The sequence below is a fragment of the Shewanella sp. 2_MG-2023 genome, from assembly GCF_030548905.1.
GTDB classification, from domain to species: domain Bacteria; phylum Pseudomonadota; class Gammaproteobacteria; order Enterobacterales; family Shewanellaceae; genus Shewanella; species Shewanella electrodiphila.
This window is the reverse complement of record NZ_JAUOSO010000026.1, coordinates 1-17,764: the sequence shown is the minus strand read 5'-3', so window position 1 is coordinate 17,764 and position 17,764 is coordinate 1. Positions and strand designations below refer to the sequence as shown.

Annotated in this window: 13 protein-coding genes and 1 pseudogene; 2 read left to right on the top strand and 12 right to left on the bottom strand. The window is 42.0% G+C overall.

All coding sequences use genetic code 11. From position 1 onward, the window contains the following. Positions 1–4 precede the first annotated feature (4 nt). From Q4600_RS19650 to Q4600_RS19600, 11 genes are all read right to left on the bottom strand, one after another. Positions 5–1,039, bottom strand: coding sequence for an efflux RND transporter periplasmic adaptor subunit (locus Q4600_RS19650; RefSeq protein ID WP_303518156.1), 1,035 nt, complete (start codon positions 1,037–1,039; stop codon positions 5–7). A 221-nt stretch (positions 1,040–1,260) separates the two neighbouring features. Further along, positions 1,261–2,517, bottom strand: coding sequence for an OmpP1/FadL family transporter (locus tag Q4600_RS19645; RefSeq protein WP_102526711.1), 1,257 nt, complete (start codon positions 2,515–2,517; stop codon positions 1,261–1,263). Positions 2,518–2,888: 371 nt separating this feature from the next. Beyond that, a complete protein-coding gene (putP, locus tag Q4600_RS19640; protein WP_303518158.1) occupies positions 2,889–4,340 on the bottom strand; it encodes a sodium/proline symporter PutP in 1,452 nt (483 codons plus the stop codon). A 153-nt stretch (positions 4,341–4,493) separates the two neighbouring features. Further along, positions 4,494–5,198: a DUF3379 domain-containing protein gene (locus Q4600_RS19635; RefSeq protein WP_102526696.1), complete on the bottom strand. Its 705-nt coding sequence runs from the start codon at positions 5,196–5,198 to the stop codon at positions 4,494–4,496. Further along, entirely contained in the window at positions 5,191–5,754 is a 564-nt protein-coding gene (locus tag Q4600_RS19630) for a sigma-70 family RNA polymerase sigma factor (RefSeq protein ID WP_102526697.1), read from the bottom strand. The genes Q4600_RS19635 and Q4600_RS19630 overlap by 8 nt, the downstream gene beginning before the upstream one ends. A 72-nt stretch (positions 5,755–5,826) precedes the next feature. After that, a complete protein-coding gene (locus Q4600_RS19625) occupies positions 5,827–7,455 on the bottom strand; it encodes a BatD family protein (RefSeq protein WP_303518161.1) in 1,629 nt (542 codons plus the stop codon). Then, positions 7,449–9,476 carry a VWA domain-containing protein gene (locus Q4600_RS19620; protein ID WP_303518163.1) on the bottom strand — a complete coding sequence of 676 codons (2,028 nt, stop codon included), beginning with the start codon at positions 9,474–9,476 and terminating at the stop codon, positions 7,449–7,451. The genes Q4600_RS19625 and Q4600_RS19620 overlap by 7 nt, the downstream gene beginning before the upstream one ends. After that, positions 9,476–10,480: a VWA domain-containing protein gene (locus tag Q4600_RS19615; protein ID WP_303518165.1), complete on the bottom strand. Its 1,005-nt coding sequence runs from the start codon at positions 10,478–10,480 to the stop codon at positions 9,476–9,478. Before Q4600_RS19615 ends, Q4600_RS19620 begins: the two co-directional genes overlap by 1 nt. Beyond that, a complete protein-coding gene (locus Q4600_RS19610; protein ID WP_303518167.1) occupies positions 10,468–11,007 on the bottom strand; it encodes a DUF4381 domain-containing protein in 540 nt (179 codons plus the stop codon). Before Q4600_RS19610 ends, Q4600_RS19615 begins: the two co-directional genes overlap by 13 nt. Then, complete coding sequence (locus Q4600_RS19605; protein WP_102526701.1) at positions 11,008–11,952, bottom strand: DUF58 domain-containing protein; 945 nt, start codon at positions 11,950–11,952, stop codon at positions 11,008–11,010. 62 nt (positions 11,953–12,014) lie between these two features. Continuing rightward, a complete protein-coding gene (locus Q4600_RS19600; RefSeq protein WP_248956906.1) occupies positions 12,015–12,971 on the bottom strand; it encodes a MoxR family ATPase in 957 nt (318 codons plus the stop codon). A 398-nt stretch (positions 12,972–13,369) separates the two neighbouring features. Between Q4600_RS19600 and fadI the strand changes: the two genes are divergently transcribed. Beyond that, positions 13,370–14,680, top strand: a complete 1,311-nt coding sequence (fadI, locus tag Q4600_RS19595) for an acetyl-CoA C-acyltransferase FadI (RefSeq protein ID WP_229372179.1) — start codon at positions 13,370–13,372, stop codon at positions 14,678–14,680. A gap of 5 nt (positions 14,681–14,685) precedes the next feature. Next, positions 14,686–16,806: a fatty acid oxidation complex subunit alpha FadJ gene (gene fadJ, locus Q4600_RS19590; protein WP_303518171.1), complete on the top strand. Its 2,121-nt coding sequence runs from the start codon at positions 14,686–14,688 to the stop codon at positions 16,804–16,806. 655 nt (positions 16,807–17,461) lie between these two features. Here fadJ and Q4600_RS19585 read toward each other — a convergent pair. Next, positions 17,462–17,764, bottom strand: a pseudogene (locus tag Q4600_RS19585) (hypothetical protein); the annotation flags it as partial.

Genomic DNA, 17,764 nt, shown 5'->3' with positions numbered 1-17,764 from the left:
GATATTACTCGCCTGATTTTTCGGTGTTGAGTAGGTACTTAGTGGCGCGCTTAATAATCTTATCACCCGCAATTAAACCCGCTTCGACAACATATTGTTGATTGTCGATTTGGCGTAATCTAACTTGTGTTTGCACGAACTTATCATTTTGCTGACGAAATACTGCTGTGTAGTCGCCACGTTGAAAGACCGCAGAATGTGGTACGATAATTTGATCTGTTGCTGTATCGGCAATCAATACTTTTACCCATTCACCTGGCGAGAGAGCGGCGTTTGTTTGTGGTAGGTTGATACGTACTTGGTAGCTTTGACTTGCAGTTTGTAAGAACACATATGGATTGATATCAGTGGAACTAATACGCAAGCCAGAGTTGAGCTCAACGGTAATCTTTGCGTTAGCATCGACGAGTTGTCGATATTGCTGCGGCAGTTGAAAGATCGCACGCATATTGTCGGTAGAGTAACCAGCATATAGGGCTTGGCCAACAGTGACGGTTTCGCCTTGCTCAACAAAACGCTGGGTAACGCGGCCGCTAAAAGGGGCATTAACCGTGGTGTAGTTTAAGGTTTCATTGGCTTGAATTAACTTGGCTTTAGCAGCTGATACGGCTTGTAAACTTGAGGCAGAGTTAGCTGTCGCCTCGTCCATAGCACCTTTAGAAATCGCGCCCTTAGGAAACAGCTCTTGATAACGCTTGAACTGGGCTTGAGATTCAATATTTCTCGCTTTGGCTTGTGCAAGTTCAGCTTCAGCAGCCGCAAGTCCAGCGCCTTGCTCTTTACTGGTTATTTCAAGTAAAGCAGCGCCTTCTGGGACAGTATCATTTACATCATAGTTAAGTTTAAGAATTCGCCCAGCAGTTTGCGCAGAAACCGTGGCAGCTTTGATTGCTTCAATCTGCCCATCAAATTGAAGGTAAGGAATATGACTTTGCGGTTGGATATGGATGGTTTCGGGCGCCGCAATTGCCAATGGGGCAAAAATGCTGATTTGCGAAATTGATAAAACCGTAATTAACATCGAACGTGTGCGCCACATAAACTTATCCAACAATAGAAAAATATCCATAAGAAAATTCTAATAGACTTTATTGTCTTGTGCAATCTATTTATGAGGAAAATCTAATGGATGTTGTATTAATAGGGATTGTGTTAATAGGGATTGTGTTATTAATCGTTGGAGAGAATTTAGACACAAAAAAGCCGCCTAATAAAATTGGCGGCTTTTAACTAGTAAATTAAACGTTTAAATAGATTAATTTAGAAAGTGTGGTTGTATTGCAGTGAGAAGTAGTTTGCGCCTGATTCTGTATAAGCACTCACTTGACCGACTAGTGCGCTATCTTCTAAAACATGCACCTTTTCACCAGCAACTAGAGTGTAACCGAAATCAATGCTTGATTTATTACTCAAGTTATAAGTGAAACCTGCTGAATACCACATGCGGTCTGAGTCAGGAATTGACAATGATGATACTTCGCCAACTACGCCTTGATCACTTGCTATACCAGCACGAACTGTCCAAGTTTCATTGATATCGTATGTTGCACCAAGGCTTAAGAACCAAGAGTCTTTCCAGTTATAATGCTTGATAACATCATTAGCAGTGCCAAGATCACCATCTACAACACTGATGTTGTCAAATGAACTCCACTGAGTCCACTGTGCGGTATAATGAACAGCAAACTTTTCCGTTAACTGATGGAAACCAGCAAGCTGTGCGATATCAGCAATTGGAATTTCAATGCTGTCAAAGTTTTGTGGGAACAAAACAGAAGGGTTATACATGATGTCGCCACTAGCTTCCATTTGTGGGCTATAACGGTAACTCAAACCAATTCTGTTATTTTCGTTAAACTCATAAGCTAAACCGACGATACCACCAACAGCCCAGCCGTCAGCATCAACGTCAACTAGATTTAGCGGCATGTCACCAAGACCGATATCTATATTACCGTTACGTGTTAATGTTCCTGAACCATATACAGCATCAAGACCTAAACCTAAACTTAATGAATCGTTAATACGGTATGACACGCTAGCGTTGAAGTTAATTGTGGTTACTTCAGTATTACCCAATAAATCGATTGGGGTATTGAAGTCGTGACCGCTATTTAGTGATGAAAGATCAGTACCTGTGCCGTAATTTGAGAAGGCAGCAACACCGTAAGCCCATTTATCATTGATAGGGCTAATGTAGTAGAAGTTAGGAATTAACTTAGCTTCAGCTGCATTGTCTATACTTCCGATATGGTTATTGCCATATTGGACATCACTAACTTCAACGTTCACATCAGCATAAGATGCACCAATCGAAAGTGTTTTTTCATCAAACAATGCCATAGCTGCAGGGTTACGTGATAATACTGACGCGTTATCAGCGATGATTGCATCACCCGCCATCGCACGGCCAATACCAGTTGCAGATTGGCTGTTTAACTGAAAACCAGCTGCCATTGATTGTGTGCTTGCTAGCGTTACCGCTACTGCAAGAAGTGTCTTGTTGAATTTAGTCATCATTTTGCTCTCATCGTTGTACGTCAGTTTATTAATTCGCGCCATGCTTAGCATAGGGCTCCCCAATCAACACCAACTTAGTAATTGCGGGCATATTAGGTAACAGTTGTTACCTCTACAACTCCGACCAGTTGCTAGTTATTGTTACTGTTAAGTTAATTTTTGTTTTTGACGTATTTAGGTCAAACTGAGTAAATACTCTATAAACGCTGTGCTGTAGGGCAGTTGTGAATTTGGTTCTGGAGGCTGAAATATTATAACGAAATAACAGGTAACAAGTGGGTAACAAGATTATTTTGTAAAAAAGCGTACAAGTGTACGCTGAGAGGTTCGATTACCAGTTTTACACCAGTAATCGAACCTTTTGGAGATTAAAGCGAAGCTTTAAAGTTAGCGAATTGCGTCTTAATTGACTCAGCTGGTGGTGAGATTTTACTGACTACAACACCGACAACCGTGGCGAATAGGAAACCTGGTAAGATTTCGTATAAGTCGAAGATACCGCCAGAAAGCTGCTTCCAAACGACAACCGTTATCGCACCAACAAGAATAGTGGCGATAGCACCATTACGACTATAGCCTTGCCAAAATAGTGACATTAACACTACAGGTCCAAATGCTGCGCCAAATCCTGCCCATGCATAGCTCACCAGCTCAAGAACTTTACTGTCAGGGTCAAGTGCAATCACAATTGCGATAACAGCAATGGCCAACACACCAAAGCGGCCCACTAGCATTAACTCTTTGTCTTTCGCGTCAGGACGTAACCATTTACGGTAAAAATCTTCAGTGATGACACTTGAGCAAACAAGGAGCTGTGAATCGATAGTGCTCATAATCGCTGATAAAATTGCCGCGATTAAGATACCGCCAATCCAAGGATTAAAAGCAACTTGGGCTAAGTGAATGAAAACGGTTTCAGAATTAGCCAATGGTGCATCAGCAAAATAAATCGTACCGGCTATCCCCGTTGCTAATGCGCCGATTAATGCAACAAGCATCCAGCTCATTGCAATGCGGCGTGATAGCGGGATGTCATCTGGGCTGCCAATTGCCATAAAGCGAGAAAGAATATGTGGTTGGCCGAAGTAACCTAAACCCCAAGCCAGTAGTGACACAAGACCAATCGTAGTCATATTACTGTGTAAGAAAGACAGCATTTTCGGGTCAAGTGTTTCTAAAGCCACTTGCGTATCAGGTTTGCTGAAAATGGTTATTGGTACAATTAACAGTGCAAGCAACATCAGACAACCTTGGAAGAAATCTGTCCAGCTCACAGCAAAAAAGCCACCAACAAAGGTATAAGCGACAATGATGATTGAACCAATCAATAATGCGATGGTGTAATCGAGACCAAAGATTTGTTCAAATAAGATTGCACCGCCAACCATGCCTGATGAAGTGTAGAAAGTGAAAAACACTAGGATAGTAATAGCAGAAACTAACTTTAAAAAGCCTTGCTTGTCTTCAAAGCGCTTTTCAAAAAAGTCGGGTAGGGTAAGGGCATTATCTGCCGCTTGGGTGTAGATACGAAGGCGTCTGGCAACGAATAACCAGTTAAGCCATGCGCCAAAAACCAAACCGAAGCCAATCCAAGCTTCACCTAAACCACCTAAATAAACCGCGCCAGGTAAACCGAGTAATAGCCAACCTGACATATCTGACGCACCGACACTCAGTGCTGTTACGGCTGGGCCCATTTTGCGGCCGCCTAGGATGTAATCGTCTACTGTGTCTGTTTTGCGATAGGCCCAATAGCCTATGCCTATCATAAGGGCGAGATAACCAATGAATGTAATTAGAATTGGAGCTTCAATTGCCATGCTACTTCCGTATTGTTCTCATTATTGTGCGGCATATGCTAACAGATGTTTGACACAGTGCACAATTTTGACCGGAAGTATGAAGAGTTATTGACCAGCCAATGAAATTTCACTAGCTGGTCTGTGAACGCTTTGTTTGCTAAATGTTTGAATTTAAATAAAAGTTTGCTCAATCTCGTTTTTTACGTATTGCAGGTCAGCATCTTGTTCACCTACCAGTAACATGAAGGTGTCGGCTGTTTGAAAACCTAAACCATGATAATTCTGATCTGCAAACGATTCTTCAGTGACCATTCTGTTTTCGGTGGGGATGATAAAGAGGGTAACTTTCCCTTGCTCACCTTCCATCACAAGGTGCAAACTCTTTACACCTTGGAAATCACAGTAAGAAGTGTAAAACACTTTACCTGGTTGTTGGATGAACTTGGCGTTCTCTAATCCACCAATACCAGCCAGTTTAAAGTTTACATCTTCAAAGCCAACATTTTGATCGACATTCATTGCCTTTGGCTCATGATAAACATGTGCCAGAGCATGTTCTGCTAAATCAACTGGCGTAAAACGAAGCATACTGACGCTTAATCCAATCACTAAGGCAACTGACGCGGCCATCGCCATTAAATAGCGAGTGTGCTTTTTTTGCTGCTGATGCTTGCTGAGTTGCTGACGTAAAATCAGTTTATCAGCTAAGTCATCAGGCACATCAATATTCAGTGCATTGGTCAGTTTACTGTCTAATGCTTTTAGCTCGTTAACGAGTTTTGCATCGGATTCAGACGCTGAAATTTGTGCAAGAAATTCTTCATCTTGGCTGTTTGGGTCACCATATGCATGGCGACGAAATTTTAGATCATCCATTTGATTGACCTCTAACTTCAGGAGACTCTAAAGCGTCTTTTAATTGATTACGGGCGCGAAATAAACGCGTCATGACGGTGTTTCTATTTAACTCTAATAAATCAGCAATTTCTTCACCGCTAAAACCGCCAATCAGTTGCAGTAATAGTGGTTCACGATATTCAACTTCAAGTTGTCCAATTTGCTTACGTAGCCAATATTGCTCAGTTTGTTCTTCATTGGTCGATGATTTTTCATCTTCAAGCAATTCTTGCTCAACATCACTGTAGTCAAACTGTTTACGCTCAAACCTGCGTGCATTCTCACGGCGTAATATGGTAATTAGCCATGCTTTTGCTGCTTTATCATCTTTTAACGAATCTAAAGCGCGCCAAGCACGAAGAAAGGTTTCTTGAGTGACGTCTTCAGCAATATGCTTATCGCCGATTAACCAGTAGGCGTATCGGAAGATATCAGTGTGAAGTGCCCTGACGAGGCTGTCGTATCGTCGCTGTTTAGTTAGCATGTCAGATAAGACCGTGGGTTCGGACTTTTTATTTCGCAAGCTATCGAACATTTTATGACTTATTGTTAAATATTATGTTCGATAGCTTAAAAGGTTAGCTGTGAATAGCAAGTATAAATATGCTTATGGATTCAGTGAACTTAGCGCTGATGGAGGCGTTTGCTGTTGATTTATCTGGGTTTGTTCAATTGCTTTTAGTAGTAAACCTTTATCAATACTTGACGTTGACTCACTGTATTTAGCTTGTTGTAACTGATGAATCGCTTTTGAAAGCAGCGTAGATAATTGCGCTATATCAGACAATGTCATCGATTTGGCAAACTGAGCACTATAGTAGTGTTGCAGTAATGAAATCACTAAGGTGACATCATTTTTATCACAAGCTTGAGCAATATCATTCATATTAGCAGCTAGTGCCAACGGCACTTTTGATGGCGTAGTTGCAACAAGTTTAGTGGTGTGTTGTTGACGACGAGCATTAAACCACAAGGCTAAAGTGATAAGCCATAACGTCGCAAATAATAGCGTTAGCCACGGCCAAATACCTGAACTGTTATTGCTTGTTTCAGTTTGCTCTATTATTTGAACAGGCTCAGCCGCCACTGTGCCGGTAATGGTGACTGTTCTTGCTGGTATGGTGGCAAATTGCTGCTGCCGCAAATGTGGGTTCCACCAAGGAATGATAATTTCAGGCAAAGTAAAAGTACCAGGTTTTGTTGGTACAATCGCGCTGGTTAAACTGTATTGAGCGATGACTTGATTTTCACGTACCACAGTTTGTCTTACTGGTTTTTCTGGGTAAGACTTAAGCCCGTCAGGCATGGTTAATTTTATATCAGGTAAACTGTTACTATCTGCATTTGATGCCACGACATTAATCGTTCGGGTAATGGGCGTTCCTATTTCAAATTCATTACCTTGCTCATCAGGCCATATCTCTTTCGCAATTAATAAATCACTCACCAACCAATCACCTTGATATACATCTGGAATAGGCTTGATGGTAATTTGAGTGTCTTCTGCTTTAGCTTGCATCGGTCTGCTTTCATTAAAGCCGAACATACCGCCGCGTCTTGGCGCTTCGACTAAGATATCACCTGAAAATCCTGCGCCTTTAATGGCTAACGTGCCAGGGGTGTCGGCAATAATTGAATAGGTTCTTTCAATCACTCTAAAGCGGCGACCATCAACAACTTCAACTGCATCTGTGTCATCGCCTATTTGTTTAATTTCGGTTCCAGCTATTTCTGGCGAACTGATAACGCCACGCTGTAACTCGGCTGCTAAAAACAGTTTAACCTTGTAGGTAATTAGCTGGCCTACATACGCTTCATTGGTGCTGAGCTGACCCTCAACAAATAAATTGCGCATTTGTTGCGGTTGGCTGCCCGCTTTAGCGACGGTGAGGTTTATAGGATTGGATTTAACCCCTTCCATGGTAAATGCGGGGATTGCCACTGTACCGGCGTTTTTAGCCGATAGCAGCACTTGCCAACGAGTCTCTTTAGATGAATCAAAGTTAACGATTTGCGTACTTCTGCCGACACTGGTTCGTCCGACGATGAAATCCTTTAATAAGATAGATGTATCTAAAGAACCCGCATTTAAATCTGCGTTTGCGGTGACATTTAAGACAAAGTATTCACCTTGCATCACAGGGTTTCTGTCAACAGTCGCTTGAATTTGAGTGACTGCGTAAACTTGCCCTGTAAAAAGAATTGCAAGAAGGCCGATAACGATTCTATTTACCACTGTTGTTTGTCCTTAGGCAGTTGGCCGCTTTGGCGACGCTTTTGATATTCAAGTTGCATTTTGTTTCTAATAAGCACTTGCGGATCTTCACTCACAGCCCGAAGTGCGCGTTCTAAATCTGCTGGTAGAGGTTCTTCAGTCAGCTGTGATGAAGCAATGGGCTGAGAAGATTCTGGCTGTTTGTCAGATTTTTCAGCTTCAGCTTGCTCCGCTGCCGCCTTTGCTTGTGCTTGTTGCTCTAATTCTTCAGGTGTAGGCTCTGCTTGGTTATTTTGTTGAGCATCCGCCTGCATTTGAGCTTCATTTTCTGTTTGTTCATTCTCACTTTCAGCATTATCACTTTGTGAAGTATCTGATTGAGATTGATTTTCTTCGCTACTTTCTTCGCTACTTTCTTCGTTTCGTTCTTCGTTACGTTCTTGCTCATTTTGCTGTTTGTCTTGTTCAGCACTATTTTCCTGGCTGTTTTGTTGTTCTGAATCTTGTTGCTCAGATTGGTTTTGTTCGGCATTTTGTTCAGAGTTCTGGTCGGAGTTTTGTTGCTGGGATTGGCCTTCGCCATTCTCACTGGGATTATTTTCATTCTGTTCAGACTCGCTATTGTCTGAGTCGCTTTGATCAGATTGATCCGAACCTTCACCAGATTGTTGTTCTTGTTGCTGTTTCATATTTTCAGCAAGTTCGAGGTTTTTTTGTGCTTGAGGGAAGTCAGCTTGCTGTTTTAAAGCGTCTTGATAACGTGCGATAGCATCATCCAATTTATTCAATTGCATTAAGCTATTGGCCTGATTATATAAACCTTGTGCAGAGTTATCTTGTTCAAACCCTGCGAGTGCATTTTCATAGTCACCCGCTTTGTACTGGGCACTGGCTTGCCATAACGGCTGGCTAAATTGCTCGGCGGCGCTGGCATAATCTTCAGCAGATTGTGCTTGGTTAAAGGTGTCGCTTGCTTGTTGGTCTTGAGTTTGCCATAAGTCATCCCAAGTGTTAGCCATAACAGGACTTGGTTGAAACAATAAACCTAAGGTTAGGGCAGTAAATACTGGTACTAGAGTAAATCTAAAGCTGAGTAACACAGGAATAATCAACAGCATGGCGATGTATGGACCTAAATCTTGCCAGCTTTCACCTTCAAGCTCAGTGGCTTTAGCGTCGCCATCATTAGCAAGCCAGCGCTCTAATCGGCTTAATGAACTGCCATCTGCAGTGGCAGGGATCATTAATCCACCAGTAGGGATAACTAAGTTTTCAAGTCGTTTAAAATCGGTTTTATCTATGACTATCTCACCGCGATTATCACGCATTAATTGACCATCAGGTAACTGTATTGCTGCGCCTTGTTGTGTGCCAAATGCCATCACTGATACACGGTAACGACTGCCATCAAGTACTTTTGCAGCATCAACATATTGTTGTGGGTTTACCCCGTCTGTCATGACGATAATATCACCCGTAATATGCCCGCCTTGGGACAGTAATTGCTGAGCGAGTTCAAGTGCAGCAGATAAATCAGACCCTCTAACAGGCATGATATCAGGCGTCAGTGTTGGTAATAAGTTGAGTAGTGTTGATTTATCTCGGGTAAGAGGACTAATTGTAAAGGCATCGCCAGCAAAGGCGATTAAACCTGTTTCACCTTCAGTTAAGTTCGTTAAAAAATCAGTGGCCCTAAATTTAGCTTGGGATAAGCGATTAGGCTTTTGATCGGTTGCATACATAGACAAGGACATGTCCATGACCAGCACTCGACCTTGCTCGTTGCTGTAAACAGGCAAACTCTGTTTATTGACTGCTGGACCCGATATCGCGATTACAGCGATAAACCAACATATCATAAGTAACCACTTAGGTTGCTTTTTCACTTGGTTGGTTTCACTGATTAATGTGTTTGCCAAATGCGGTGCAATATAACTTTGCCAAGCCGAATTACGCTGTTGGCTGCGCCATAAAAACAACGCAATTGCGATTAAAGGGATTAAGGCAAGCAGCCATTCTGGACGAATAAAATGTAAACTCATTATCGCCCTCCAGATGTTGTTTTAGCGTTTAAAGGTGATGAAGAAGCTAATTGGCCGCGTAAACTGATAAACACACTCATCAATAAGGCTAACAATAATGGCCAGTAAAACAGTTCACTTTTGGGACGATAGGTCAATTGATCACGACTCACTGGTTCTAACTCATCAATCTTTTGGTAAATTTGTGCCAACTCTTCACTATTTCTTGCTCTAAAATAATGACCGTTTGTCATATCTGCGAGTTGTTGTAGTTGTTCTTCATCTAAATCAAGCGATGGGTTTACCCGTTCGGTACCGAAAATACTGCGGCGTTCCAATACTTCTGCGCCAACACCCACGGTATAAATGGTGACATTTCGTTTAGCTGCAATTCTTGCCGCAACTTCAGGTTCAATGTTCCCTGCGTTATTAGACCCATCGGTTAATAAGATCAACACTCGGTTGCTGTCATTGACCATATCAAAACGTCTTACAGCAAGTGCTATCGACTCACCAATGGCCGTTTGTTTACCTACTAGGCCAATTTCACTGTCGGCAAGAAACTTGGCAACAGAGCGTCTGTCTTGGGTGAGTGGCGCTTGAAGATAAGCGTGATCTGCAAATAAAATCAGGCCGAGCCTATCGCCGTTTCGTCTTTCAATAAAATCACCGATGACGTGTTTGATGAGGGTTAAGCGATCGACTGTTTTGCCATTTACCACCATGTCTTCTATTTGCATACTACCTGATAAATCAACCGCTAACATGACATCTCGGCCTTCTGAAGGCAGTTCGATAGGCTCGCCTAACCATTGTGGTCGAACTAAGGCACACAATAGGCATAACCACATAAACCAGTAGGCTTTGCGGCTTGATTTATCTTGATGGACTGTTAATTGTTGTTCAGCGCTGCCAATACCTGGGAGTTGCAGTTGGCCGCCACTATTTTTAGCAAGATGTTTTTGTTTGAGTAAAAAGGGCAGTGGCAATAATAAAAGCAGCCATGGCCAAGCTATTGAGAACATGATGCCTCCGATTGATGACTTGTCGGAGTGATATTTTCAGGCATATCAGATAGTGCGATAAAGCGACTACGTTTATTTAACCATTGTTCAGTAAAAGTGTGTAACTGTGTCGACTCGGTTAAAGTCAGGCCGTCTTTCTGATATCGCTTTTTCAGGAGTTGCCCCATGTTTATCGCATCTTGTGCGGATAAACGTAACCCTAGCCATTGATACCAACGCTCGCCGTCTAACTTAGCAAAATCCTCACGAGGGAAGTAACTCATCGCGGTTCTTTTTAATAGCGTATTAATGTCACTTGCATATTGGTTATTAGCAGGTTCTAGTTGTTCAAAATCCGCTAATGCTGCTTTTCTCGGGAGATGATAGCGGCGATGCTGCTTTATTTTAACCACAGCAAAAATGATGATCGCGATAATGAATAGTGCGAGTATCCAAAATCCTGGTGCAATAGGGAACTGGCTAATTTTTTCTGGTAGTACGATATCTTCCAGTTGCATTAGTGCAGGGTTTGTTTGAGCAGTATTCATTTAACGTAATACTTCCAATTGGTCACTAAGACTTTTTCCGGCATCGATAAATCGAGTCGGCACCTTAATCATTTTCATTAGTGCGATAAATTGTTGCTGGCTAGCCAGTTGCTGACTCAGCCATGCATCATAGCTGTCTCGGGTAAGTGTTAACTGCTGCTTGCCATCCCTCACTGGTAAACTAAAACGTTTAGGCAAGGTGAGTGTTCCTTGTCTCAGTGGGTCGCTAATAATAAATGCACCTACATCACAGTGACGTTTAAGTTCTGTTAATGCCGCTAAGCATTCCTGAGTAAAGTGCTGCCCATCGGTAATAATCCATACTAAGGAGCCTGGTTTTGCGATTCTTTGCAGGCGTTGACAGGCACGAAGAATATGCTGTGGGTCTTGGGGCAGTTCATCAAAATGATTTAACTGATTTTCATGTACTTTAATTAATGCAGAAGTAAGTTGCAGTATTCCTTGGCGGCGGCTTCTTGGTTTTAATTCAAGGTGTTCAGTTTCACTTGCGATAAAAGCGCCGAGGCGATCGCCATGGTTTATCGCATTCCAGCCGAGTGTTGCAGCAAGGTGGGCAACTTGTACTGATTGCAATAACAAGCGCGAACCAAAAAATAAGCTATGGCTAAAGTCGACAAACAAAATAATGGGGCGTTCACGTTCTTCAACAAACAGCTTAGTGTGCGCTTTGCCAGTTCGAGCGGTGACTCGCCAGTCAATGGTTCTGACATCATCACCATTTTGATAATGACGTACTTCGGCAAATTCCATCCCACGACCTTTAATCAGGCTACTGCGATGACCTGCTTGGCTGGCTTTGGCTCTGCTGCGTTTATCCGGCATCGCGCGAGCGGTGCTTTGACAGCTAATGAGTTCTTGCTCAGTTAAATTCACGCCATTACTGAATAATGGCAATGAATTTTCAAGCGTTTGTTCAACTGGCATAGTGCTATTGTTCCAATTTAAAAGCGATAAAATTAACGGTACTTAAATGCGAGCTCGCCCATTTAAGGTACTGCAACTTGGCTTAAAATATGGTTGATAACATGGTCTGCATTAATGCCTTCAGCCTGTGCTTGATAACTGAGTAATAATCTGTGCCTCAGTACGTTGGGCGCTACTGCTTGTATATCTTCTGGCGAGACAAAATCTCGCTCTTGTAACCAAGCTCTTGCGCGGGCACAGCGCTCGAGTGAAATAGATGCACGAGGGCTGACACCGTATTCAAGCCATTTAGCCAACTCAGGGCTATAGCGTTCAGGTTGACGAGTTGCCATGATAATTTCGACAATATAGCTTTCGAGTGGCTCAGCTAAGTACAATCCCATAGCTTGTTCGCGGGCAGCAAACACATCAGATTGAGCCACAGGTTCAATGGTAGGTAGCTGTTTAGTGACGGCTTCGTTTCGCGATTGACGCAAAATTTTACGCTCTGTATCTGCACTTGGATAATCGAGATTTAAATGCATTAAAAAGCGGTCTAGTTGAGCTTCTGGTAGCGGGTAGGTACCTTCATTCTCTAGTGGGTTTTGAGTCGCCATGACTAAAAATAAATCTGGAAGTGGGTAGCTATTTTTACCTACGGTTACTTGACCTTCAGCCATTGCCTCAAGTAGTGCTGATTGCACCTTTGCAGGGGCACGGTTGATTTCATCCGCCAAAATAAGGTTATGAAATATTGGTCCTGCTTCAAATTCAAATGTGGCTGTTTGCGCACGATAAATATCTGTACCGGTTAAATCGGCAGGTAATAAATCGGGAGTAAATTGAATACGGTGGAAGTCACCTTCAACCCCATCACACAAGGCCTTTACAGCGCGTGTTTTTGCAAGACCTGGAGGGCCTTCAACCAGTAAATGCCCATCGGCAATTAATGCGATAAGTAAGTTCTCTGTTAATACAGGCTGTCCCAAAATAACATTATCTAAATAAGCACGTAAGGAATGAAATCGACTCAAAGGCATGATGATACTCAATTATTTGCTGAATTTTGTTCTAATTAAACCCATGTTAATGAATTTCATTAGCCTTTGGCTAGTATGATTAACAGATTTTCATTTTTATTTATTCATTAGCAAAGGTGAACTGAGTTAAGTTCGCAAATAATGAGTGAATATATACAAAAAATGACAAATTAAAGCTAAAGCTCTAATTTTTAATTCGATGATTTTATTACTATAAATTGTGTATTTCAGGCAAGGTATGCCTTTAATTTGAGCTTATTTTCATACAGATGTTTAAAACTTCGCAATTAAAAGTTAGAATCAGATCACACTTTTATGGTCAGACCAGATCTGTCTGACATTAATCGATATTCACTGATAAGCCAGTTAAAGGCTAAACAATTACAAGAGGGTGAACAATGAGTGATAGACAACAAGTAACCAACGCCCGCGGAGAGCGCATTGCAATCGTGGCGGGCTTACGTACCCCATTCGCAAAACAAGCTACCGCATTTCATGGCGTATCAGCATTAGATATGGGCAAAATGGTGGTTAATGAATTGCTATCGCGTTCAGAGTTAGACCCTAAAACTATTGAGCAACTTGTGTATGGTCAAGTGGTGCAAATGCCAGCCGCGCCGAATATCGCCCGTGAAATTGTGTTGGGCACAGGCATGGATGTTTCAACCGATGCTTACAGTGTGACCCGAGCTTGTGCTACAAGTTTTCAGTCTGCTGTAAATGTGGCTGAATCTATCATGACAGGCAATGTTGAAATTGGTATCGCAGGTGGTGCTGACTCTTCTTCTGTATTGCCAATTGGCGTTTCAAAAAAATTAGCACATGCTCTGGTTGATTTAAATAAAGCGCGTACCTTCAAGCAAAAATTCGCGATAGCTCGCCGCTTAGGTCTTAAAGATTTAATGCCTGTACCGCCAGCGGTAGCTGAGTACTCAACTGGCCTTTCTATGGGGCAAACAGCTGAGCAAATGGCAAAGACCTATGGCATTAGCCGTGCTGATCAAGATGCATTGGCGCATCGCTCGCACACATTGGCTACAGAAACCTGGAACACAGGTAACTTACGTGACGAAGTCATGACCGCTCACGTACCTCCTTATAAGCAATTCATTGACCGTGATAATAATATCCGCGAAAACTCAGTGCTTGAGTCTTACGCAAAATTACGTCCTGCTTTTGACCGTAAACATGGTTCTGTTACTGCAGCTAATAGTACGCCATTAACTGATGGTGCTTCAGCCATTATTCTAATGAGTGAAGGCAGAGCTAAAGCGTTAGGTTATCAGCCTATTGGTTACATTAAGAGTTATGCATTTACTGCCATTGATGTTTGGCAAGACATGTTAATGGGACCGTCTTACGCTACGCCGCTTGCATTAAAACGAGCAGGAATGGAGCTTGAAGATCTAACCCTTATTGAAATGCATGAAGCGTTTGCTGCGCAAACACTAGCGAATATGCAAATGTTTGGTTCTAAAAAGTTTGCCGAAGAAAAGCTTGGTAGAAACCGCGCAATCGGTGAAATCGATATGAGTAAATTTAACGTTTTAGGTGGCTCGTTGGCTTATGGACATCCATTTGCAGCTACTGGTACACGTTTAATCACTCAAGTGTGTCGTGAATTAAAACGACGTGGTGGTGGTACTGGTCTAGCAACAGCTTGTGCTGCTGGTGGTCTTGGCGCAGCAATGATAGTTGAAGTGGAGTAATTCTGATGGAAAAGACATTTAATTTATCTCGCCGCGAAGACGGTATTGCTATTTTGACTATGGATGTTCCTGGTGAAACCATGAACACCTTAAAAGCAGAGTTTGGCCCTGAAATAAGCGAAATTTTAGCTGAAATTAAACACGACGCGAGTGTAAAAGGCTTAGTGGTTATTTCAGGGAAATCAGATTCTTTTGTCGCAGGTGCTGATATTAGTATGCTTGACGCATGTACCAGTGTGTCAGCTGCGAAAGAATTATCACAACAAGGGCATGTCGTTTTCAATGAACTTGAGAAACTATCAATACCTGTTGTTGCTGCAATTAATGGTGCCTGTTTAGGTGGTGGTTTAGAGTTAGCTTTAGCGTGTCATTTACGTGTGTGTACTGATGATAAGAAAACTATCATGGGTGTACCTGAAGTTCAGCTTGGTTTATTGCCAGGTGGTGGCGGTACGCAACGTTTGCCTAGAAAAGTAGGCATCACAACTGCACTTGATATGATGCTAACGGGTAAGCAAATCCGTCCTAAGCAAGCACTTAAAATGGCGCTTGTTGATGATGTTGTTCCTGAGTCAATTTTGTTGGACACCGCCATTGCAATGGCCAAGAAAGGAAAGTCTGCGGCTAAAGTTGCCAAGAAGAGCGCACTAAATAAGGTGCTTGAAGCCACAAGTACCACTCGCGATATCATCTTCGATCAAGCCGCAAAACAAGTACAAAAGAAAACACTGGGTAATTATCCTGCACCAGCTAAAATCATCGACTGTGTTAAGCAAGGGATGAATAAAGGCATGATTAAAGGGCTTGAGGTTGAAGCAAGCCATTTTGCAGAACTCGTCATGTCTCCTGAATCTGAATCACTTCGCAGCATCTTTTTTGCAACGACTGAAATGAAAAAAGAAACTGGAGCAGAAGGTGCTGAGCCGCGCAAAGTGAATAAAGCTCTCGTTATTGGTGGTGGCTTGATGGGTGGCGGTATCGCTTCTGTTACAACCACTAAAGCTAAAATTCCTGCTCGAGTGAAAGACATTAATGACAAAGGCTTAAGCAACGCATTAGCTTATGCCTATAAATTATTGGCGAAAGGGGTCAAGCGACGTCATATGACACCCGCTGTTAGAGATAATTTAATGGCGTTAATGACGACGACAACAGAATATAAAGGCGTTAAAGATGCGGATATCGTCGTTGAAGCGGTATTTGAAGATTTAGCACTCAAGCATCAGATGGTGAAAGATGTAGAGCGCGAATGTCATGAAAACACAATTTTTGCATCTAACACTTCATCTTTACCTATTGGTCAGATTGCAGAAGCGGCGCAAAGACCTGAAAATGTCATCGGTTTACATTATTTTTCTCCTGTAGAAAAAATGCCGTTAGTTGAAGTTATTGCACATAAAACTACATCACCTGAAACCATTGCTACCACAGTTGCTTTTGCGCGTAAGCAAGGCAAAACGCCTATTGTTGTTCAGGATGGCGCAGGTTTTTATGTTAACCGTATTCTTGCTCCTTACATGAATGAAGCCGCTCAAGTTTTATTATCTGGCGAGAAAGTAGAAAGCCTTGATAAAGCCTTGGTTAAATTCGGTTTCCCTGTCGGACCTATAACACTACTTGATGAAGTGGGGATAGATGTAGGCGCTAAGATTGCGCCAATCTTAACGCAAGAATTAGGTGAACGTTTTAGAGCGCCAGATGCGTTTGATAAGTTACTTGCTGATGACCGTAAGGGACGTAAAAATGGCAAAGGTTTCTATCAATATGGCAATAAAAAGTCTAAAGCTAAATTAGTGGACGAGACTGTCTACCAAGTACTGGGTGTCAGCAATCAAACAACAGGCTCAGCAAGTGACATTGCGATGCGCTGCGTTGTACTCATGTTGAACGAAGCGGTGCGCTGTTTAGATGAAGGAATAATTGCAAACCCTCGCGACGGTGATATTGGCGCTATTTTTGGTATCGGTTTTCCACCATTTTTAGGTGGTCCATTCCGTTATATGGACTCAATGGGCATCGCGACACTAGTGTCAAAGTTACGTCAATATGAACAACAACATGGTGAACGTTTCACACCATGTGACAAATTAATTCAAATGGCGGAAGAGGGGACTAATTTTTATTAGCCTTAATTAATACTTTTTGCTATTGATAATTTTACAAAGCGGCAACACTGTGCCGCTTTTTCATGCGAAAGTGGCAGTTATTTGCCTAAAAAATAGCCCGTTTGTGTATTTGATTGATTATTGCTTTTAAAGGCTATTAGTAAATACGCTTAGGTTTGGTTATAATCTGAGCGTTGAGGGTGATGACAATACATATTAATTTACCCATACATTAAGGAATGATGTTAACTGAATGAATTATAGAGGTTTCAGTGATATTTCTACTTATCTTATTATCGTGTGCATCAGGCTATTACCTAGGTAACCAGGCTTTTAGTAACGGTATGGCTGTTAAAAGGTGGTCATTGGCGGGATTGTTAATGGGGCCATTAGCGTATCCGTTATTTAATAGTCACAAATACTTATTGCTTAGAAAGCTCTCTATTGAGAGTGAGCAGACCAATCATTTCTGAATTGGTAACACCAATAAAAAAGGGAGCATTTGCTCCCTTTTTTATTGGCTATAGTTGATTGTTAAATTACGCAAATTTAACTCCACCAAGCTTTAGCTTTAATGACTTCTAAATGTTCTAAACCTTCAGGTAGCTTTACCTTTTTACGTTGTGGTTGAGCAATACCAAGGGCTTTCTTTAATGAATTAAACATAATGATTTCCTTAAGCAATGCTTGTGTTGCTGAATTTAATGTTTGGTAAACCTGCTACATGTATATTAGTTTCTGCAAATTTAATGTTTGGCAAGCCAGCTACTTGAGTGTTTGTGTTGCTAAATTTGATGTTTGGCAGACCGGCAACTTGTGTGTTTGTGTTGCTAAACTTGATGTTTGGTAGACCGGCAACTTGTGTGTTTGTGTTGCTGAATTTGATGTTTGGTAGGCCAGCTACTTGTGTGTTTGTGTTGCTAAACTTGATGTTTGGTAGACCGGCAACTTGTGTGTTTGTGTTGCTGAATTTGATGTT

Excerpts from the sequence above, each read along its gene's own strand:
- Q4600_RS19650 (WP_303518156.1), bottom strand. The coding sequence starts at position 1,039 with ATGTGGCGCACACGTTCGATGTTAATTACGGTTTTATCAATTTCGCAA.
- Q4600_RS19645 (WP_102526711.1), bottom strand. The coding sequence starts at position 2,517 with ATGACTAAATTCAACAAGACACTTCTTGCAGTAGCGGTAACGCTAGCA.
- putP (WP_303518158.1), bottom strand. The coding sequence starts at position 4,340 with ATGGCAATTGAAGCTCCAATTCTAATTACATTCATTGGTTATCTCGCC.
- Q4600_RS19635 (WP_102526696.1), bottom strand. The coding sequence starts at position 5,198 with ATGGATGATCTAAAATTTCGTCGCCATGCATATGGTGACCCAAACAGC.
- Q4600_RS19630 (WP_102526697.1), bottom strand. The coding sequence starts at position 5,754 with ATGTTCGATAGCTTGCGAAATAAAAAGTCCGAACCCACGGTCTTATCT.
- Q4600_RS19620 (WP_303518163.1), bottom strand. The coding sequence starts at position 9,476 with ATGAGTTTACATTTTATTCGTCCAGAATGGCTGCTTGCCTTAATCCCT.
- Q4600_RS19615 (WP_303518165.1), bottom strand. The coding sequence starts at position 10,480 with ATGTTCTCAATAGCTTGGCCATGGCTGCTTTTATTATTGCCACTGCCC.
- Q4600_RS19610 (WP_303518167.1), bottom strand. The coding sequence starts at position 11,007 with ATGAATACTGCTCAAACAAACCCTGCACTAATGCAACTGGAAGATATC.
- Q4600_RS19605 (WP_102526701.1), bottom strand. The coding sequence starts at position 11,952 with ATGCCAGTTGAACAAACGCTTGAAAATTCATTGCCATTATTCAGTAAT.
- Q4600_RS19600 (WP_248956906.1), bottom strand. The coding sequence starts at position 12,971 with ATGCCTTTGAGTCGATTTCATTCCTTACGTGCTTATTTAGATAATGTT.
- fadI (WP_229372179.1), top strand. The coding sequence starts at position 13,370 with ATGAGTGATAGACAACAAGTAACCAACGCCCGCGGAGAGCGCATTGCA.
- fadJ (WP_303518171.1), top strand. The coding sequence starts at position 14,686 with ATGGAAAAGACATTTAATTTATCTCGCCGCGAAGACGGTATTGCTATT.